Here is a 20,075-nt window from a genome sequence, read left to right on the forward strand (position 1 = left end):
CTTTTTCAAGTGACCGATTGCCGAAACCCTTCCGTCAGGAACCGGAATATTGTATCTATTTCTCAGGAATTCGATACACAAACGGGGGCAAGACGTGGGTAAATCATCAAAATTCATCAAGGCATTCGCCTATTTGAGGACTTCCTCCGCGGCTAACATCGGGGAGGACAAGGACAGCGGCCGTAGGCAACTCCAAGCCATCGAAGGTTTCGTCAAGCGCGCCGGGATCGAGCTTGTGGGCACCTATCATGATGAAGCGGTGAAGGGTTCTGACCCCATCGACACCCGCCCGGGGTTCGCTGAGATGCTGGAGGCTCTCGAAGCAAACGGCACCAAGACGATCATCGTCGAGACCGCCAACCGCTTCGCGCGCGACCTGATGGTTCAGGAGGTGGGCTTCGCAATGCTGAAGGCGCGAGGCATAGATTTGATTGCCGCTGACAGCCCAACATCATTTTTGGATGACACTCCGACCGCGCGTCTGATCAGGCAAGTCCTTGGCGCCATCTCCGAGTTCGAAAAAGCGATGCTCGTGGCGAAGCTCAAGGGCGCGCGGGATCGTAAGCGGCGCTCAGGCGTCAAGGTTGAGGGGCGAAAGTCGATAGGTGAGCAACGGCCGGAGACAGTAGCGCTTGCTCGCGGCTTGGCACGCGCAAGACCAAAGGGCGGTAAGAGGTCTCTCAGGGAAATCTCAGCGGCGCTCGCAGAGGCTGGGCACACCACAAAAATGGGCACGCCATATGCTCCCACCGCGATCAAGCTGATGCTCGCACGGGCCTCGGGACGTCTCACCAGCAGTGAGACCGATGGACACGGCTAATGAAACCGTGTCTTTCTTCACACTCCTCGCAGTCGTTGCCTTCGCGTTGCGTTCTTCCGAATGCGGCATTCTGGTGCGTGTGACACGGCGAGCAAGCATCGCCGAAGAGACTGAGGCTCCCTAAATGAGCCTCTCTGACGACACCGGATCCTAATTTGAACCGACCCACTCCGCCCGGTTCACATTACTCGGCTTCAAGGGGCAAAGCCGCCGCCCAGGTTATCGCAGCAAAGCCGCCACGGACTGGCCACAATTCTTCGCGCAAATCTGGAACGGTAAGATTTGAGTAGAATATGTCGTTCCTTGGTTCGTTGTATGGGCTGCTGTCTCGGATTGCTCGTCGGCCTGACGTCCGGAGCTTAGCTCTGCTTGCCACACTTGTCGTATTGCTTCAGCGAATGGCTACGACCCTCCAGCAATTGTTCGTCGACTACACAAGCTCCGGATGGTCGCATAGGCTCGTCTTCGCCGTCGAAGTGATTGCGGTGATCTACATCGTTCGACAAATCTGGACAATTTTACGGAGGCTTGTTCGGCCCCGGACAAGGGTCGTCCTGCTGGGAGTTGCTGCAAGGACCTCGTTCTATCTTACTATGCTGGCGATTGTTTGCTTCTTCATTTGGGGAGGCTGGGCGCTTTTCCTCGGCATTCTCTTCGGAGCCCCGGCGACAATCGCCCTAACCGTATTTCATGAGGAGCTGACTGCACCGGATCCGCTACCTCTCTTGGCTTGGGCCGAGGCACGCGAAGCAAAGAAAGAAGTCGAACGCCGCCTCACTCAATGGCGACCGAGCGCGTCCGAACGCGAAGAGCAAAATAGAAGGTATGATGAAATTAGGATGCAGAATTATTCGCGTCCTCTGACGTGACGGGCAATGCAGGATTAGCTCTCCGACTGTATTCTAAAGTTGTAGCCGTGCTTACCAAGCAGCGCCAAAAGATTGGATCCATCAATTAATGTGAGTGGTTTGTTCGCCGCCCATTCGTGCGCATCCCGTCCAAAGTGACTTGTGGTCACAAGGATGCCCCGGTTGGCGCCTTCGTTCAGCACGGTGCCGTAAAGCTCCCGTACAGCGGCTACGTCAACCGTGTTGGAGTAGCGCTTGGCTTGAACCACGAACTTCCCACCGTGCAGCGGGTCTGAATTGAAGATCACCGCGTCCACCCCTCGATCTCGGCTGGCTCTCGTAATCTTCACCTCTGCATTCTTGTCGGCATACTCCTTTGCCAATAGCTCGCGAATGAGGTGCTCGAAATCCTGCCAGTCCATGGCTGCGAGGTTCTGTCCTTGGGCCATGCCGTCGAGCACGTCTCTTCCGGCAACAAACCTCTCGTCCTCCTTATCGAGCCGAATGGCTGGCTCAATGGGCACCACCTCGGCGACGTTGTACACGTAGGCGCCCTTGAGGACCCGGAAGGCTTCTAAGGCATCCGCCCGCTGCAGGTTGAACTCGATGATGTCCTGCTTTCGAACCGCAAGAGCCGCCACAAACGCGTCCTTCAGCTTGCCCGAGGCCGGGTCGAAGAACCGTGACCAGCAGTTAACGGCAATCCTGTCTACATCGTCCTGAAGGTCGTTTCGGGCAACGTGATGAGCAATCTGTAGCGTAATGGCTGGCACATAGCGCCGAAGGACCGCCTCGGCGTCCCTCTTGGCCGGCGCGCGCTTGCTGTCTTGTCGCACCACCGAAGCGTCAGGCAGCGATGGCACGCATTGGTTCACTTGAAGCACTCGGTCTTGCTGATCGTAAAGCACTTCCCACGGATAGTCGTCGGGGATGGGCAAGGTGATGTTGCACAGCGCAAGCTCAAAGTGGCCGCGTACACCATCATTGCTTCGCCCGCGATAACGCTGGTTGACCGCTCGAATGGGCTGAGTAGCCCGCTGGCAGTCCCTTTCGTAGGTCTCCTTTGTTTGCTCGTAGTCTCGCAGGAGGGCAGTCTCAGCATCTCTCCACTTCAAACTCAGATCAGCGAGGTAAATCTCCATCAGATCGCGTGCTTCAAGCGCCGCCGCGTACTTCGCGTGGAAGGTGGTGTGTAGCTGCCGCGCTTGCGAGTTGAGCAAGGCCACACGATGGATTTCCGCTTCGTATGCCTTTGCCTGCAGTCGGTCCTCAGCAAAACCGCGTATCCACTGTGCTCGGGAGAGCGGGTCGGTAGGCGCTTGCGGCGGCCACGTAGTCGTCCAGGAGAGCGAAGGCGCGGCGAAATGCGTCTGGGTTGGGTATGCCGACCACTCTGACGGGGTTCTCTGCGCGGTACGACTGGCCCCGCTCGTATTCCTGCTGGGCCACACGTTCGGCCCTCTTGCTGGCCAGAGCTTCTCGCTGGTCAGCGACGGCTTTCGAAGCAGCACCCAGACCTCTGAATAGCCCTTGAAGGACCAGAAAGGCCCCGTAGCCCACCACGAGCAGCACCGCACCTGCGAGGATTAGATAGTTCATTCCCCCGAGCTTCTCCCCAATAGCCGGAGGACCTCCGCCCGAGCATCGCCCTCCACCCGCTTCGTTATATTAACGCCACATCCGGAACTTGCGACACTTTCGACCCGAAATCTAAGGTGACATACCGCCCCAAGACTTCTGGGAAGACCACCGCGGGCGTTTGGGCGAGCCGCCCCCAAGAAGCTGAAGGAGACACAAGCATCTCTTAAGTCACCGCTGGGCCGAATGGGCCTACTCCAGTCATAGGGCGACGTAGGGCCAACGGAGAGGACCTCCCGTACTGCGACATGAACAATAATGGTCCCAGTGTACCTATGTGTCTCCCGCGTTCGTCTCTCTCCTCCTCTCCCCTGTATCCTCTGTCTATTCTCCTATAATTATTCTTCCTCCTCCCCCTCCATGTTGTCCCCTAAGTCTCCTTGGTGTCCTCTGTGTGCTCCCCTGTATCTTGTTATTAACTGTGTGGTGTGTGGCCTTCTTCAGGCTCAGGCCAGTTTTGTCTTCAATCTGGGGGTCGCCTTCTGCTGGTCTTGAAACCTCCTCCTCAGCCTCTCGGTGGCGATTTCGGCCTTTGAGACTGGAACGATCAGGCTGTCGTGGACAACAAGACTTGGGGTTTGGTGTTCGCGCATCAAATTCAGCATGGTCGAGAACATCACCTCGCTCTCAAGCCACATCAGGTCGGCCCAGCTGTAAGTGCGGCCATTGAACGGCTCGCCCCAGCTCCTCAGCACAGGGTATTTCGTGAATACGGCCTTGGAGATGTCGGCGACCCGGTGTTCCCGCAGACTGGGATCATCTGCGAGCATGTCCTCCGGCCATCGCCTGATTGGCTTTGCGCTGCCGAACGTCCCGACGAACCACTGCTTCACCGCTCCTCGGTGCTCCACCCCAAGCCCCGGAAGTAGATAGGGATCCTCCGTGAGGTCCAGTTGGAGCCCATAGAGCGATAGGAAGATTGTGAGGTAGCTTCCGCTAATGTCGATTTCTGCCACCGGCTCGCCATTTATCGTCATCTTCTGCCGACGTGTTGCGGACTGGGTTTGGTAATTTCCGGCGTGCTGGCTGTAGAGCCTGCCTCCCTTATTCCAGTGAAAGTCTGGATCATCACCGTTCTGGAAGATGCGGACGTAGCCTTGATGCACTCCGCCGCGCAGCGTGTGCTTGGCGAAGAACTCGTTCAGCTCGGAAATGGCCCGCTCCATCCCCTCCACCATTGGTGTTCGTTCGAACTCCATCGGCTTCCCGACAGGTTCAGTCGTGCGGTAGGACGTCTTGAGTTTACGCTTTCGCAGCTGAACGGGGTGCTTGGGAAGCTCATACTCAAATTCGAAGTGATCCAGCACAGCGGCTGGTGGCACACCATGCTCAGTGCAGAACCTGAGCAATTCCGGTGTTGCACGGAAACGTGCAGCGTACTTCCCAGTGTCCTCGCGCTCCTCCGAGACCTTGTGTCCCGGTACGTGCTGCAAGAAGCCCAGTCCCTCAAGCCCGTTGTACAACTGATTGAAAGCGTGCCGCCCCACGGGAGCGCGAGTGAAGGAGGCTTTGTTCAAGGACTTGTAAACCCAGCAGCCCTCGTGCTCCTCTACTTCGAACGGACGCAAAAGGTCAGCCAGGAATGCTCCGGTAGCGTATTGGAGCTTGCCCGCGGTGTCCCTGCGTTTCCTTTCCCGCAATCCGGCGTGGATCGTGTACTCCTCCACCATCGACGCGAGCTTCGCGACAAGGGCTTGGGCTTGCTCGGATGTTGGGTGTGCTCTTAGGGTGGCGTAGGTGGCTGCTTGTAGCTCTTCTCGATTGATCATTATCTGCCCGACAGACCCAAGGCGGATGTCACGCCTTTCCCCTGATACGATTGAATTCATCGATTTGGCGGACCAGCTCCTTCGTGCGCCTCGTCAGCAAGCTTCCTTGAGTGTAACCGGACGCCTCAATCATGCACGTGATGGCCGCCCGGCAAATCCGATCAAGCGCCTTCTCGTATTCGCTGCTGGGCTCTTCTTGCCAGCCGACCCGTTGTGACGCTCTATCCACCAACTCCATGGCGGGCATCTTCGGTTTGAGTGCTAAGGTTTCGAGGAAGGCGCGCAGGCTATCCACGGCTTGAACCCGGTAATGTCGATCAGGACTTCGCGAGCAACGCAGGAGATTTACATATAGATCACCGAGGTCTCTAACGACAGAGTACTCCTTGTTTGCCTCTAAGGTGAGAGCAACGACCTTTTCTAATTCTTCCTTATCCATCGCATCAGCTCCGTCTGATCGTTTACTGGCCTGTTCAATCCAGCGAGTAGCGGGGAAACTTCTTGAGTGCCTCGGCCATGTCGGTCACGGTGGGTTGTCCGTACTTGCGACCTTCGGTGGCCGGCGTGTGACCCGTTATCGCGTCGTGGACCTTCTCCGTGATCCCCACGGCCTCAGCGATGCGTTTGAACGTATGTCTCCAGCTATGGTTCGGACTAATTCCCGGATCGGTGATCCCCAACCCTCGCACCCATTCCCCGAGGTGTGCCCGCGCCGTGCCTGCTCGACTGCGTGTCGGCTTCAAGGGATCATTGCTTACGGGCTGGGGCGTGGCGTCATTGTAGAACAGAGCACCCTTTCCGACTGAATGCACCAATGCGAGGAAACCCTGCGCTATGAGGTGTTCGTGAAGCGGCACGACCCGTATCTTGCGGTTCTTCACTGTGCCGGCATCGGGCGTCAGTTTCATCACGTACATCCCCTGCCTGTCCTCAATGTCGGCGCCGCGCAACTGAGTGATTTCGCCGGGGCGGGCACCAGAGTAAGCGCAAAGCCAAGGCGTCCAACGTCGTGTCCTCTCGGTGGGCGTAGCCGGAGCTTCGTAGGCCAAGCTCGCCATCAGGATGGTGCGCGCCTCCTCGTCGGTGAAAGACCTGCCATGCTCCCGCGTCTGCGCTCTCCGCGGCACGTCCACCTTGACCTCGGCGAACGGGTTCTTGCGAATGCGCTTGTGTTCCTTGGCCCAGTTGAACACTCGCCGAGACGCGGAGAGCCAGATTTCACGGACGGTCTGTGCAGTCCTGTCTGCGGTGATCAAGCCGTGTATCCACGAGCGCGCGGCTTCCTCGGCAATACCATCGGCACCCACCTCCGCAAATTCACGCTGCATTTCGAGAAACACGGCGCGCCAGCGCTGCACTGTCGTATCCGCTGGTTTGGTGGCCTTCACAAAGGCATCGAACAGATCCCAGCAGCTTACGTCTGCGCGGCGTGTGTGGCCGTTCGTAAATATCGGAAACGCGTCGGGCGTGTCGTCTCGGGAATAGTCACCATTGGCGCGCTTCTCCAGCAGCGAGAACGCAGGCAAGAGATTGTCGCTGACAGCATCCACGAAGAGCGCATGCGCCGTAGGGTTCAGGGCGATGCCTTCGCTGGCAAGAAACGTCGCCACCCGCGCCTGCTCGGCGACCCGTGGCCGCACCGCCTCGCGAACGTTGGGTTCCTTGGCCCAATCCCAGTTGGGATCGGACCTTTGATCCTCCTCGTAGCTGTCAGGGGCCTCGGGACGGATCACTTCCCACACGAACAGGTCGCTCAATTCCCGCCAGACCTTCGCCGGTCCGGGATCATTCTCGTACTGCGCGACAAACCAGCTGTACCAGCGGCCAGCGAGCGCGATTGCGTTTATGCGAGTAAGAGGCTGACCCTCGCCATTCCTCTGAGCCCGAAGCGTTGCAATGCGTGTTTCGATTTCAGCTGCCCACTCTCCGAGACGCGCTTTTGCCTCGGGGCGAGGGGTGCCTGCAGGGAGCTTGAGGTGAGCCTCTCGCCTGACACCATAGAGCCGCTGGTACTCCTCGCGGACATCCGCAGGAATGCCTTTGCGGGCAAACCATCGACCATCAGCAGCACGACTTAACGCGACCATCCGCAATGCCATTTGTAGCGCCTTTTGTATTTTATAGGGCGCAAAAACGTCTGGTCTATCAGTAAGATGCCGGGATTGCGGGAAGATTTGCTACGTTGGTACAGTTGGGTGGGCTCGAACCACCGACCTCCTGTTCCACAGACAGGCGCTCTAACCAACTGAGCTACAACTGCATCCTTGCGAGCCGCGCCTTGGGACGCCCTGGGAGGGCCGGTTACCGAGGGGGCTGGACGGGGCGGAAACTAGGTGCAACGGGGGTTTTTGGCAAGGCCGCAAAACCCGATAATTCCCGCCTTAAGCAACGTTATTTCCAGAACAAAACCCGGGCCTCGCGGCCCGGGTTTCCTAGAGCGTGCGATCCGCCGTTTTGATCAGGCGGCGGGCTTGTAGAGCTTCGAGGCGCTGGCCTTGATCGGCTCGGCGGTCTCGTTGGCGATGCGCTGGGTCAGCTCGACCAGCTCCTTGGCCTGGGCCTGGAAGGTCTCGAGCTGGGTGCGGGCGTGGCCGGTCCACAGCGTGAACGCATCGGCGGGGTTCTTGGCGGCGAGCAGCTCCTGGGCGAAGTCCAGCGAGGCCGAAGAGTTGGCCTTCATGAACTCGACCAGCTTGGCGGTGTACTCGCTCGCGCCCTTGCTGGCGGTGGTGAACACGGCCTCGACGGTGCCGTTGTGGGTCTCGGCGGCATCCTTGAACTTGGCGTAGTTCTCGCGGGCCTGCGACACGCCCTTCTCGGCGAACGCACGCATCTGCTCGGGGACCTCGAACGGAATGATCGAGGCAGAAAACGGATCAGTCGCACCTGTCATGGTCGTCCCTCACGATGATGAAAAAATGGAGTGAGCCTTCTGGCGCGCCCGCCGGGCCCCGAAGGCCTGACATTCAGCGGGTACGAAAGACTGGAAACGCGAAACAAAGAGATGGCTCGCCCAGCGCCCAGACTATTGCGCTCCATCATGTCAACATTGTGCACCGCAATGTGATCCGGAGGTGCGACGCGATAATTTAATCTTGAAGATGAGGTTCCCCGGATGGGGAACTCTGGGTTGCGGTATTTTGATGCTGACCATGGACCCGGTTCACTCCCTCTCCCGCTTGCGGGAGAGGGTTGGGGAGAGGGGTGCCACACGGGGATTCTGTCGTTCGCGCACTTTCCGGTGCATCAACCGGCACCTTTTCCAGGGCCACCCCTCTCCCTAGCCCTCCCCCACAAGGGGGGAGGGAACGCACCACCGTCGGGGCGCGAGTGCCTCATCCGATCAGGCTTCAGTGCTTCGCCCGGGTCGCGTCCATCGCGGCGCGGCTGACGATCTGGCCCATTTCGCTGGCCTGCTCGGCCAGGGTCTTCATCTGGCCCTGGACGTATTCGCCGTGCAGCCGCATCACCTCGGACAGATCCCTGGCGTGGACCAGCGACTGGGCGTAGTCGAGCGAGGCCTGCACATTGGTCTCGGCGAAGGCGATCGCGCGGGCGCCGATGTCCCTGGCGCCGGAGCGCATGCTGGCGCCGCGCTCCTCGATCGAGCCGGCGGCGGCCTCGGCATTGGCGAGCAGCTTCTCAAAGGCCTCGCGCGCCTGCCTGAAGCTCGTTTCCGCCATCGAGCGCATCTCCGGCGGAAGCTCGAAACGCTCGTGTCCCTGGTCGGTCATCCCATCCACTCCTGTCCTGCTGCTGTCGGCCATGTCGGCCGTCCCCCGGCGCGCCCACGCCAAGACTAGCGGCCGACGGTATTGCCGGTATGACGCGAGCCACCCGTCTCGCCGATTCCTGCGGATGCAACCGGGCTTCGCCTTGCGGGTTCAGCCAGATTAAGGTTATCGCGGCTTAAGGCCGCCCCTGCGGACGGGGGGCCGTGGACCTGCCCGCGCCCGCGGGCGATACTAACCCTTTCTTAAGGCTGCCATTCCCGGCATCCTTGCCTCCTGAAGCTGATACGCAGGACTTAAAGCCGGTCGGATGACGAGTTCGGATTTCCAGTTGCGAGGCGTCGGCGATCCCCGGCTTTCCGTGCACGCGACCTCGCCATTGCCGAGCTGGCTCTGGTCGACCGACGGTGCCCGCGTGCTGTGGGCCAATCCGGTCGGCGCAAAATTCTTCGGCGCGCCCCACGCTGCAGCGCTGGCGGAAAAGACCTTTGGCCCGGCCGAGCGCCATCGCCGCCAGGTGGCGCGGCTGGCGCGGCGGCTGCCGGTGGGCGGCGCGGTCAGGCTGGAACGGCTGCAAGGCTTTGGCGCCCGGCTCGGCATGCTGATGACCTGCGCCTGTGCGCGGCTCGAGTTTGCCGATGGAAGCACCGGCGTGCTCATCACCGCGATGGATGCCGCGACGCGCAGCATGACGCTGACCGAGCGGCTGCACCGCCTCGTCGCCGGCGCCAAGGTGCCGATGGCGGCGTTCGCGCCCGACGGAACGTTTGCCGGCGGCAGCGAGGCCGCCCGCGCCCTGCTCGGCTGCCAGGATCTGCGTGATGCCGGGCTCGACCGGGCCCGCAGCGATGCGCTGAGATACGGCCGCGCTGAGGCGGCGATCGCCAACGGCCGGATGGTGCTGCAACGGGTCGGCACGGGCGCCGATGTCGCCCTGGTCGCGCTGATCACGCCGGCCGTGCAGCAGGCTGCGCCTGCGAGCGCGCCGGACCCCGCGCCGGATGCGGTGGCCGAAGCGCCGGTTCAGGCTGCTCAGCAAGCGGCGGCCAGCGAAGAGTCGCCATCGCAGAATGCGCCTGCCGGTATCGACCTGTTCGATGCCTTCGCGGAGCCGGTCGAGACGGTGCACGACACCATCGAGAGCACGCCCGAGCCGCTTGCGGGCGAAGCGGCGGCGGAGATCGTCTCGATCCAGCACGCTGTCAAGGCGGCGGCTGAGGAGCCCGTCCAAGAAAGCGTCCACGACTCGCACAACGACGGCGCCCAAACTCCGGTTGAAAACCCGCCCGCAGCCATTGTGCCGCCCCAAGCCGCGCCGATCACATCCGGCATGGGCGAGTCGCCGTCAGCAGCGTCACCGCGCCAGCATCCGCTGCGCTTCCTGTGGCAGATGGATGCAGAGGGGCGCTTTGTGCTCGGCTCCGACGAGTTCATCCGCCTGATGGGCGCGCACACTGCCGCCGGCTTCGGCCGGCCCTGGCGCGAGATCGCCGAAGAATTCTCGCTCGACCCTGATGGCCGCGTCGAACAGGCGCTGGCGAGCCATGACACCTGGGCCGGCATCACCGTGAGCTGGCCGGCCGATGGTGGCGAGCACATTCCGGTCGAGCTCGCGGGCCTGCCGATCTACGACCGGATGCGCAACTTTGCGGGCTTCCGCGGCTTTGGCGTCTGCCGCGATCTCGACGGCCTCAACCGACTTGATGCGCTGCGCCGCTTCGAGCTGTTCGTCGAACCAATGGCGCCGCAGCGTCTCTCGGCGGATGTCGTCGAGCTCGAACCGGAGCCGGAGAACTCGCCGGCAGCGGAGGCGCCTATGCCAATCGAACCGCCTGAGCCTGAGCCCACACCTGAGCCTGTCGCCGAACTGCCCGACCCCACCCCCGACGCGAATTCACATCCAACCGATCCGGAAACGCCAGTGGAAACGCCCTCGGAAATTCCCTCGGAAACTCCTTTGGAAACCTCGCCCAATGTCGTGCCGTTCCGCCCGCCCGGCGATGCCAGATCGCCGACGCTGACGCCGGTCGAGAACAGCGCGTTCAACGAGCTCGCGCGGCAACTCTCCGAACGGCTCGAGCGCGAGCGCGAGGCGATCGGTGCCGCCGCGGCCGAGCCGCCGGCCGCCGAGATCACGCCGACGGCCGAGGCCGAGGCACCGCACGCGCTGGCGGAATGGCTGACCGAGCCCGCGCCGCCCGCATACGGCCACAGCATGCGCGACCGCGCGCTGCTCGATCTCGTGCCGACGGGCATCCTGATCTATCGCCTCGACCGCCTGCTCTACGCCAACGCCGCCTTCCTCGCGCGCATGGGCTATGCCAGCATCCACGCGCTGGAGGATGCCGGCGGGCTCGATGCGCTCTATGTCGAAGTGGGCGTGTCCTCGGCGAGCAGCACCTCGCAAGGAGGCACGCCGATCACGATCAGCGCGGCGATTGCCAATGGCGAGGCGCCGCTCGCGACCACCGAAGCGCATCTGCACACCATCGACTGGGACGGCGACAGCGCGCATGCGCTGATCTGCGCACTGCCGCAGGCCGTCGTCGCGCCGCCTGTGGTCACAGAAGCCGTCGCGAAGGTGCCGGTCGAGCCGGAGCCCGAAGCCGGCGATGCCGATGCCGAGGATCTCGCCGCGATCCTGGACACCACGGCCGAGGGCATCGTCATGTTCGATGCCGAAGGCAACATCCACGCCTGCAACCGCAGCGCCGAGGCGCTGTTCGGCTATGACGGCGCAGCGCTGCTCGAGCAGAACCTCGTCAGCCTGTTCGCGCCCGAGAGCCAGCATGTCGTCGTCGACTATCTCGAAAGCCTCAAGAGCCAGGACATTGCGAGCCTGCTCGACCATGGCCGCGAGGTGCTGGGCCGCGAGAAGAAAGGCGGCGTCATTCCGCTCGCGATGATCATCGGCCGCACCCGGCCGGACGGGCCGAACTTCTTCGCCGTGTTCCGCGATCTCTCGCAGGCGAAGAAGGGCGAGAGCGAATTGACGCAGGCGCGCCGCCTCGTCGACGGCGCGGCCAATGCGAAAGCCGACATGCTTGCGCGGATCAGCCACGAGATCCGCACGCCGCTCAATGCCATCATCGGCTTTGCCGAGGTGATGATCTCCGAGCGCTTCGGCGCGCTCGGCAACGAGCGCTACGGCGAATACATGAAGGACATCCGCGCCTCCGGCGAGCGCGTCATCGCCATCATCGACGATTTGCTGGAGCTGTCGCGGATCGAGACCGGCAAGCTCGATCTCAATTTCGCCAACCTCAACCTCAACGACCTCGTCGAGGCCTGCGTCGCGGTGATGCAGCCGCAGGCCAACCGCGAGCGCATCATCATCCGCACCTCGCTCGGCCATGCGCTGCCGCAGGTCGCAGCCGATGCGCGCGCGATGCGGCAGATCACGATGAATTTGATCTCGAACTCGATCCGGCTGGCGAGCGCCGGCGGCCAGGTCATCGTCTCCACCGCGATGACCGACCGCCGCGAGATTGCGCTGCGCATCCGCGACACCGGCCACGGCCTTTCCGAGCGCGAGCTCGCCGCCGCGATGGAGCCGTTCCGCACCCCGCCGCCCGGGGACGCCTCGGACAATTCGGCGCTCAGCCTATCGCTGACCAAAGCGCTGGTCGAAGCCAACCGCGCCCGCTTCAACATCAAGAGCGCAGGCAGCTCCGGCACGCTGATCGAAGTGGTGTTCGCGCCGGTGGTGGCGGGGGCGTAGGAGGGGAATTCGAGCACAGCGTCATTCCGGGGCGCGCCTCTTGGCGCGAGCCCGGAATCCATCAGGCTGCAACGACGGTGGCACGATGGATTCCGGGCTCGTCGCTTCGCGACGCCCCGGAATGACGCGCACAAGTACCACCCAAACAAAAAGGGCACAGCGCGCGCCGTGCCCTTTCGCATTCGTATCGCCTGCTCTCAGCTGTAGATCTCGAACAGCCCCGCGCCGCCCTGGCCGCCGCCGATGCACATCGTCACCACGCCCCATTTAGCCTTGCGGCGGGCGCCTTCCTGGAGCAGGTGGCCGGTGAGACGGGCGCCGGTCATGCCGAAGGGATGGCCGATCGCGATCGAGCCGCCGTTGACGTTGTACTTGGCGGGATCGATCTCGAGCTGGTCGCGACAATAGAGGCACTGGCTGGCGAAGGCCTCGTTGAGCTCCCACAGATCGATGTCGTCGATCTTGAGACCGGTGCGCTTCAAAAGCTTCGGGATCGCGAACACGGGACCGATGCCCATCTCGTCGGGCTCGCAGCCGGCGGTCGCCCAGGCGACGAAGCGGCCGAGCGGCTTGAGGCCGCGCTTCTCGGCGTCCTTGGCTTCCATCAGCACCACGGCGGCCGCGCCGTCGGAGAGCTGGCTGGCATTGCCGGCGGTGACGAACTTGCCGGGGCCCTTCACCGGCTCGAGCTTGGCCAATCCTTCCATCGTGGTCTCAGGCCGGTTGCATTCGTCGCGGTCGACGACGTAGTCGACGATGCTCTCGGCCTTGGTCTGCTTGTCCACGACCTTCATCTTGGTCTTCATCGGGACGATCTCGTCCTTGAACTTGTTCGCCTGCTGCGCCGCGGCCATGCGGCGCTGCGATTCCAGCGAGAACTCGTCCTGATATTCGCGGCTGAGCTTGTAGCGCTCGGCGACGATGTCGGCGGTGTCGATCATCGCCATGAAGATATCGGGCGCGACCTTGAGCAATTCAGGATCGATCGATTCCTTCGGCGTGCCGCCGCCCGGCATCGAGATGCTCTCGACGCCGCCGGCGACGATGCAGTCGGCGCCATCCGAGCGGATCGAGTTGGCGGCCATCGCGATGGTCTGCAGCCCCGACGAGCAAAAGCGGTTCACCGAGACGCCGGCGGTGGTCTTCGGCAAGCCGGCGAGCAGCGCGGCCTGGCGGCCGATGTTCGGCGCGCCATGGGCGCAATTGCCGAGATAGCAGTCCTCGACATAGTCCTTGTCGACGCCGGCGCGATCGACCGCGTGCTGGATGGCGTGTGCCGCCAGCGACATCGGCGGCGTGATGTTGAACCCGCCGCGGCCGGATTTCGCGAGGCCCGTGCGTGCATAGGAAACGATGACGGCTTCACGCATTGTTTTCTCCCTTCGACGATTTTGAACAGAGCGTCCTGGGCGCCATTGGTACACAAAGTTGGGGAGCGCGGGGAGAAATAAAGCGCGCCAGTCGATCAACAAAAACGCCGCTCCTTACGAAAAGGGCGGCGCTGTTCCGCAGCTCGGAATATATGATATGATGATCGTCATCCCGCAGGTTGCGGGCGCCGCTCTATCCACTCGTCATGCCCGGGCTTGACCCGGGCATCCACGTTCTTCGTGCCGCGAGGAAGCGCGTGGATGGCCGGGTCATAGGCGAGCGGAAGCGACGCCGTCCTTCGGACGGCTATGCCCGGCCATGACGGCGAGAGGTGAAGGCGCGGCTAGAACGTCAGCGCCTTGACCTGCTTGACCTGCGGCAGGGCCTGCACCTTGGCGAGCAGGTCGGCCGGCACGGCGCCGTCGACTTCGACGAGGGCGATGGCATCGCTGCCGGGCGCGGCGCGGCCGAGATGGAAGGTCGCGATGTTGATCTTGGCATCGCCGAGGAGGCTTGCGAACCTGCCGATGAAGCCCGGCTTGTCCTCGTTCGTGATGTAGATCATCGACTTGCCGAACTCGGCATCGATGCGGATGCCCTTGACGTCGACGAGGCGCGGCTTGCCGTCATGGTACACGGTGCCGGAGACCGAGCGCTCCTGGCGTTCGGTCGCCACGGTGACGGTGATCAGGCTCTCGTAATCGCTCTGCGCGGCGCGCACGATCTCGTCCACCACCATGCCGCGCTCCTTGGCGACGACGGGCGCGGACACCACGTTGACCTCACCCAGCATCGGCCGCAGCAGGCCTGACAGCACGGCCGAGGTGATCGCCTTGATCTTCATCTCGGCGACGTGGCCCTCATAGGTGATCTCGACCTTGAGGATGCCGCTTTCAGTCAGCTGGCCGGCGAACGAGCCGAGCTTCTCGGCGAGCGCGATGAACGGCTTGAGCTTCGGCGCTTCTTCGGCGGTAATCGAGGGGAAGTTGACCGCGTTCGAGATCGCGCCGGTGAGCAGATAGTCCGACATTTGTTCTGCGACCTGGAGCGCGACATTCTCCTGCGCTTCCGTGGTGGAGGCGCCGAGATGCGGCGTGCAGATCACGTTGGGATGGCCGAACAGCACGTTGGTATTGGCGGGCTCCTCGACGAAGACGTCGAAGGCGGCACCCGCAATGTGCTTTGAATTGAGCGCATCGACCACCGCCTGCTCGTCGACGAGGCCGCCGCGGGCGCAGTTGATCAGGCGCACGCCCTTCTTCATCTTGGCGATCGCGGCTGCGTCGATGATGTTCCTGGTCTTCTCGGTCAGCGGCGTGTGCAGCGTGATGAAGTCGGCACGCTTGAGCAGCTCATCGAGGTCGACCTTCTCGACACCGATGTCCTTGGCGCGCTCCGGCGACAGGAACGGATCGAACGCGACCACCTTCATGCGCAGGCCGAGCGCGCGATCGGCGACGATCGAGCCGATATTGCCGCAGCCGACGACACCGAGCACCTTGCCGGTGATCTCGACGCCCATGAAGCGGTTCTTCTCCCACTTGCCGGCCTGGGTCGAAGCGTCGGCCTGCGGGATCTCGCGGGCCAGCGCCAGCATCAGGGTGATGGCATGCTCGGCGGTCGTGATCGAATTGCCGAACGGCGTGTTCATCACGATGATGCCCTTGGCGGTCGCCGCGGGAATCTCGACATTGTCGACGCCGATGCCGGCGCGGCCGATCACCTTGAGATTGGTCGCCTTCTCCAGGATCTTTGCGGTGGCCTTGGTCGCGGAGCGGATCGCAAGGCCGTCGTAATTGCCGATGATTTCGGCGAGCTTGTCCTTGTCCTTGCCGAGATTGGGCTGGAAGTCGACCTCGACGCCGCGATCCCTGAAGATCTGCACGGCGGCGGGAGACAGAGCGTCGGAAATGAGAACTTTGGGTTTGGTCATGGGGATGTGTCCTTCACCGTCCCTAAGGGAGGATCGGCCCGAGAGCCGGAAATCGTGAGTGACTTGGAAGCTTGTTGCTCTCCCTCTCCCCGTCCTTACGGGGAGAGGGCATAGGCGGCCTTCGGCCGCCGTTTTTAGAAAGGACGCCGATGCAAAGCACCGGCTATGGTGAGGGGCAGCCACAGGCGAAGTGCTCGCGGAGAGAGCCCCTCACCCGGATCGCTGCGCGACCCGGCCTCTCCCCGTAAGAACGGGGAGAGGCGAAGAAAACAACTACGCCGCCTTGGCGAGCGAAGCCTTGGTCTCGGCAAAGGCCCAGTCGATCCACTGCGTCAGCAGCTCGACGTCCTTTGCTTCCACCGTGGCGCCGCACCAGATGCGCAGGCCGGCCGGCGCATCGCGGTAATAGGCGAAGTCGTAGCCGGCGCCTTCCTTCTCGACCAGCGCGACCAGCTTCTTCGAGAAGTCGGCCTGCGCGTCGTCGGAGAGCGAGGTGATCGCGGGATCGGTGAATTTCAGGCACACCGAGGTGTTGGAGCGGATCGAGGCGTCCTTGGCCAGGAAGTCGATCCACGGCGTCTTCGCCTTCCAGTCGGCGAGCACCTTGGTGTTGGCGTCGGCACGCGCGATCAGCGCCTTGAGGCCGCCGATCGACTTGGCCCAGTTCAGCGCGTCGAGATAGTCCTCGACGCAGAGCATCGACGGCGTGTTGATGGTCTCGCCGACGAAGATGCCTTCGTTGAGCTTGCCGCCCTTGGTCATGCGGAAGATCTTCGGCAGCGGCCAGGCCGGCTTGTAGGTCTCGAGCCGTTCAACGGCGCGCGGCGACAGGATCAGCATGCCGTGCGCGGCTTCGCCGCCGAGCGCCTTCTGCCAGGAGAAGGTGACGACATCGAGCTTGGCCCAGTCGAGCGGCTGGGCGAACGCGGCGGAGGTCGCGTCGCAGATGGTCAGGCCTTCGCGGGTCGCGCTGATCCAGTCGGCGTTCGGCACGCGCACGCCCGAGGTGGTGCCGTTCCACGTGAAGACGACGTCGCTCGCAGGGTCCACCTTCGAGAGGTCGGGGATCTCACCGTAAGCCGCGTTCAGCTTGGTGACGTCCTTGAGCTTCAATTCCTTGACGATGTCGCTGACCCAGCCCTCGCCGAAGGATTCCCAGGCGAGCGTGGTGACGGGCCGTGCACCGAGCAGCGACCACAGTGCCATCTCGACCGCGCCGGTGTCGGACGCCGGCACGATGCCGATGCGATAATCGGCGGGCACCTCGAGCACTTCGCGCGTCAGATCGATCGCGAGCTTGAGCTTGGTCTTGCCGACCTTCGCGCGATGCGAACGGCCGAGCGCTGCGTCCTTGAGATTTTGGGCGTTCCAGCCGGGGCGCTTGGCGCAGGGGCCGGAGGAGAAATGCGGCACGGTCGGCCGCGAAGCGGGCTTCGCTACAGTCATGATCTACCCTTCCAGATAGTAAGCCTCCCGTTGGGGGGAGGTGTCCCGCCGCGGCTGATACGGGAATCGGGCAGACCAGTCAAGAAAGTTCCGGCGGCTCACGGCGGAGTGATGGCGGCTCGGCTGCGATATCGGGGGATTCAACCGGCGTGAGCGCATTCAGCAAGTCCGTGGCCTCGCTGATCAATTGCGCGGCCCGGCGGCGGCTGCTCACTTTCAGAATGCACTTGTCATTGGCCTGCACAACGTAGCCGTTGCCGACCTTGATCATGGAATAGCTTGTCATCGAAATCCCCGAACCGACCGAGCCCGGTGTCTGACGCTGCCTAGCACCGTTCGTTCCTGCTGAAAGGTGAACGACGGGCGGGTAGTTTATCAGCTCTTAAGATGAACGAACGCGCGATCCGATTGTGCAGCTTATGCAATGTCCGCGACCAGAGCCCCATTCCGATACAATCGGAATGGGGCTCTGGATTTTTCTATTGACGCGTTTTCTTGATGCGAACCGGTATCCACTTCGCTCGAAAACGCTCCTGCTGCCTCAAAAGCGGACAGTCATGCCGACGTGACTGCGTGAGAATCCGAGACGCTCGTAAAAGCGCTGTGCATCGACGCGGCTCGCATGCGTCAGCAATTCGACCAGATTGCAGCCGCGCGCCTTCGCTTCCGCGATCGCCCATTGCACCAATTGCTCGCCGATGCCGCGGCTGCGGCAATCCGAAGCAACGCGGACATCCTCGAGCAGTCCGCGCACGCCGCCTTGCGAGCTGATGCCTGCGAGCACCGCGAGTTGCAGGCAGCCGACCACCCTGCCCTCGCTCTCGGCCACCACGAGCGTCAGGTTCGGATCGTGCGCGACCCGCTCGAACGCCGCGTAATAGGACGCAGGCAGCGGATCCTCGACGCGCTCACGCCCGCGCCCGAGATGATCGTCGGCGAGCATCTCAACGATCGCCGCGACGTCCTCGCGGCGCGCGGGACGGATGGAGACGGACTTTTCGTTCATATCGAAACTCCAGCCTAGAGCGCGATGAGATCAGGATCGTCATCTCGCTTAGCTTGTTGTTTGCGCATGATCTCCGCGCAAACGCGTTCCGCGTTTGTCGCGAGGGAAAACCGCTGCGCACTTTTCCGGATCATGCTTTAGCGTGCCGGCGGCAGGCCGAGAAAAGCCTCGGCCTCGCCGATCCAGCGGCGGACGGCCGCATGACGGCCGAGATCGAAGCCGCCTTCATGCGCAACGCGGGTATAGGCGAGCAACGAGACGTCGGCGAGCGACATTGCCTCACCGGCGAAGAAGCGGCTGCCGGAAAGATGCTGCTCCATGCGGTCGAGTGCCGCATAGCCGCGCTTGACCTTTTCAGGGTCGAGCTCGGAGGCAGCCTTGCCGAGATAGACGATGAGGAAGCGGCACACCGCGATGTAGGGCTCGTGACTGTACTGCTCCCAGAACAGCCATTCGTCCATCTTGGCCGCCGTGAAGACCTCGCGCGGGATCAGCGCGCTGTCGCGGGCGAGGTAGCGGATGATGGCGTTGGACTGCGCCAGCGTGCGGCCGTCGTCGAAGGCGACGGTCGGCACCTGGCCGGCGCCGTTCATCGCCAGAAATTGCGGCGTGCGCGTCTCGCCTTTGCGGGTGTCGATCTCGATCCACTGATAGGGCACCGCGAGCTTGTCGCAGACCCACTTCACCTTCAGACAATTGCCGGAATTGCTGTCGCCGTAGATCTTCATCGCTGCCGCCCCATTTTGGAACGACAGAGCATCAGGACAAGGAGAGCCTGTCAACCGCGGCGCAGCGAGGCCGTGTCAGAACTTGTAGCCAACGCCGAGGCGCGCATTGTTCAGCGTCACCGACGTGTTCATGACGGGCGAGAACCGGACGTACTCGTACTCGATGCGGGCGAAGAGCCCATCCCAGATGCAGTATTCGAGGCCGAGGCCGGCGGTCCAGCCGACCGCGAAGGTGTTGGTCCGATGCTGGCCCTGCGTACCCGATTGCGACGGAACAGGTACCCACGTCGTTCCGATCGTGGTGTTCTGGTTGCCGAAGATGTCCGTTGTCGTCACGTCCGTGCGCAACCGCACGTCGCTCGTCACCGTGCGGGTGATGTCCATCCGTCCGACGGCAGCGCCAAAGAACGCGTAGGGCATGAAGGGTCCGCCGTCCCAACCGGCGCGGCCGCGCAGCGTGATCATGTCCTTGACCTGGGCCGTGGCGGTGCCGGTGAGCGAGACGGCATAATTGTGGGTGATGCCGGCCGGCCGTACCTCGCCGGCCGGGTTGACGATCACGAGCGCGTTGGAGCCGGTCGATCCCGTCGAGAGGTTGCCGAAATAGCTGTAGGTGCCTTCGAGACTGAGAATGGCATCGTACCACTGCCAATTGCGGCCGATGAAGCCGCCGTAATTGACGCCTTGCGTGTTGGCCTTTTGCAGCAGCGACCACGTTGACGTCGGCCCCTGCAGCACACTGTCGCGGAAGATGTAGTTGGTCAGGCCGACGACGCTCTGGCCGAAATCGGTCGCGTCGGCCGTGTAGCCGGCGGTGCCGCCGACATAGAAGCCATCCCAATTGTGGCTCGTCCTCGACAAACCGTCGGTGACGCTGCCGCGCAGGATCGGCAGATCCGGCATGTCGGCCGCGTGCGCGGCAGATACCGTCCCCAACATCGCCGCCGCCAACAAAAGCCCACGCATCGCAACGCTCCAAATAAACTCGAACTTTCGCCATGATCATGGCTCGTTAACCTTAACCAATGGTTGCGCTGGAGCTTTTCGTCGCCGCGAAGCCATGA

17 protein-coding genes and 1 tRNA gene are annotated in these 20,075 nt (G+C 62.6%); 3 read left to right on the top strand and 15 right to left on the bottom strand.

Annotation, left to right across the window (positions count from 1 at the left end; genetic code table 11):
- Positions 1-49 precede the first annotated feature (49 nt).
- The gene (locus WN72_RS41235) at positions 50-820 is read left to right on the top strand and encodes a recombinase family protein (RefSeq protein WP_244553724.1); all 771 of its coding nucleotides are present in this window, start codon (positions 50-52) and stop codon (positions 818-820) included.
- A gap of 398 nt (positions 821-1,218) precedes the next feature.
- Complete coding sequence (locus WN72_RS41240; protein WP_143130581.1) at positions 1,219-1,689, top strand: hypothetical protein; 471 nt, start codon at positions 1,219-1,221, stop codon at positions 1,687-1,689.
- A gap of 14 nt (positions 1,690-1,703) precedes the next feature.
- Here WN72_RS41240 and WN72_RS41245 read toward each other — a convergent pair whose 3' ends face one another.
- The 8 genes from WN72_RS41245 to WN72_RS41280 all read right to left on the bottom strand — a co-directional run bounded on the left by WN72_RS41245 (position 1,704) and on the right by WN72_RS41280 (position 8,809).
- Complete coding sequence (locus WN72_RS41245) at positions 1,704-2,894, bottom strand: restriction endonuclease (RefSeq protein ID WP_208617493.1); 1,191 nt, start codon at positions 2,892-2,894, stop codon at positions 1,704-1,706.
- A gap of 43 nt (positions 2,895-2,937) precedes the next feature.
- Positions 2,938-3,267: a hypothetical protein gene (locus WN72_RS41250; RefSeq protein WP_092215202.1), complete on the bottom strand. Its 330-nt coding sequence runs from the start codon at positions 3,265-3,267 to the stop codon at positions 2,938-2,940.
- 485 nt (positions 3,268-3,752) lie between these two features.
- Positions 3,753-5,075 carry a hypothetical protein gene (locus WN72_RS41255; RefSeq protein WP_092215204.1) on the bottom strand — a complete coding sequence of 441 codons (1,323 nt, stop codon included), beginning with the start codon at positions 5,073-5,075 and terminating at the stop codon, positions 3,753-3,755.
- Between the two features lie 28 nt (positions 5,076-5,103).
- Complete coding sequence (locus tag WN72_RS41260) at positions 5,104-5,514, bottom strand: hypothetical protein (protein ID WP_092215206.1); 411 nt, start codon at positions 5,512-5,514, stop codon at positions 5,104-5,106.
- A 34-nt stretch (positions 5,515-5,548) separates the two neighbouring features.
- Entirely contained in the window at positions 5,549-7,174 is a 1,626-nt protein-coding gene (locus WN72_RS41265; protein ID WP_143130582.1) for a site-specific integrase, read from the bottom strand.
- 84 nt (positions 7,175-7,258) lie between these two features.
- Positions 7,259-7,335 (bottom strand) — tRNA-His (locus tag WN72_RS41270).
- Positions 7,336-7,533: 198 nt separating this feature from the next.
- The gene (locus WN72_RS41275) at positions 7,534-7,968 is read right to left on the bottom strand and encodes a phasin (RefSeq protein WP_027565117.1); all 435 of its coding nucleotides are present in this window, start codon (positions 7,966-7,968) and stop codon (positions 7,534-7,536) included.
- Between the two features lie 457 nt (positions 7,969-8,425).
- On the bottom strand, positions 8,426-8,809 hold the full coding sequence (locus WN72_RS41280; protein ID WP_092215210.1) for a phasin family protein: 384 nt from the start codon (positions 8,807-8,809) through the stop codon (positions 8,426-8,428).
- 307 nt (positions 8,810-9,116) lie between these two features.
- Here WN72_RS41280 and WN72_RS41285 point away from each other — a divergent pair, with 307 nt between their 5' ends.
- Positions 9,117-12,527: a PAS domain-containing sensor histidine kinase gene (locus tag WN72_RS41285; RefSeq protein ID WP_092215212.1), complete on the top strand. Its 3,411-nt coding sequence runs from the start codon at positions 9,117-9,119 to the stop codon at positions 12,525-12,527.
- Between the two features lie 197 nt (positions 12,528-12,724).
- On the opposite strand, the gene WN72_RS41290 is transcribed toward WN72_RS41285, so the two are convergent.
- The 7 genes from WN72_RS41290 to WN72_RS41320 form a co-directional block, all read right to left on the bottom strand.
- Positions 12,725-13,897 (bottom strand): thiolase family protein, encoded by a 1,173-nt coding sequence (locus WN72_RS41290; RefSeq protein ID WP_027565114.1) that lies wholly within the window; start codon positions 13,895-13,897, stop codon positions 12,725-12,727.
- A 344-nt stretch (positions 13,898-14,241) separates the two neighbouring features.
- The gene (gene serA / locus WN72_RS41295; RefSeq protein ID WP_092215214.1) at positions 14,242-15,831 is read right to left on the bottom strand and encodes a phosphoglycerate dehydrogenase; all 1,590 of its coding nucleotides are present in this window, start codon (positions 15,829-15,831) and stop codon (positions 14,242-14,244) included.
- A gap of 273 nt (positions 15,832-16,104) precedes the next feature.
- Positions 16,105-17,277 (bottom strand): phosphoserine transaminase, encoded by a 1,173-nt coding sequence (locus WN72_RS41300; RefSeq protein ID WP_092215216.1) that lies wholly within the window; start codon positions 17,275-17,277, stop codon positions 16,105-16,107.
- 79 nt (positions 17,278-17,356) lie between these two features.
- Entirely contained in the window at positions 17,357-17,563 is a 207-nt protein-coding gene (locus WN72_RS41305; RefSeq protein WP_027565111.1) for a hypothetical protein, read from the bottom strand.
- Positions 17,564-17,818: 255 nt separating this feature from the next.
- Positions 17,819-18,283 carry a GNAT family N-acetyltransferase gene (locus WN72_RS41310; protein WP_027565110.1) on the bottom strand — a complete coding sequence of 155 codons (465 nt, stop codon included), beginning with the start codon at positions 18,281-18,283 and terminating at the stop codon, positions 17,819-17,821.
- A gap of 137 nt (positions 18,284-18,420) precedes the next feature.
- Positions 18,421-19,011, bottom strand: a complete 591-nt coding sequence (locus WN72_RS41315) for a glutathione S-transferase family protein (protein ID WP_092215218.1) — start codon at positions 19,009-19,011, stop codon at positions 18,421-18,423.
- 75 nt (positions 19,012-19,086) lie between these two features.
- Positions 19,087-19,977, bottom strand: a complete 891-nt coding sequence (locus WN72_RS41320; protein WP_027565109.1) for an outer membrane protein — start codon at positions 19,975-19,977, stop codon at positions 19,087-19,089.
- Positions 19,978-20,075 lie beyond the last annotated feature (98 nt).

Source organism: Bradyrhizobium arachidis (genome assembly GCF_015291705.1).
Taxonomy (GTDB): Bacteria; Pseudomonadota; Alphaproteobacteria; order Rhizobiales; family Xanthobacteraceae; genus Bradyrhizobium; species Bradyrhizobium arachidis.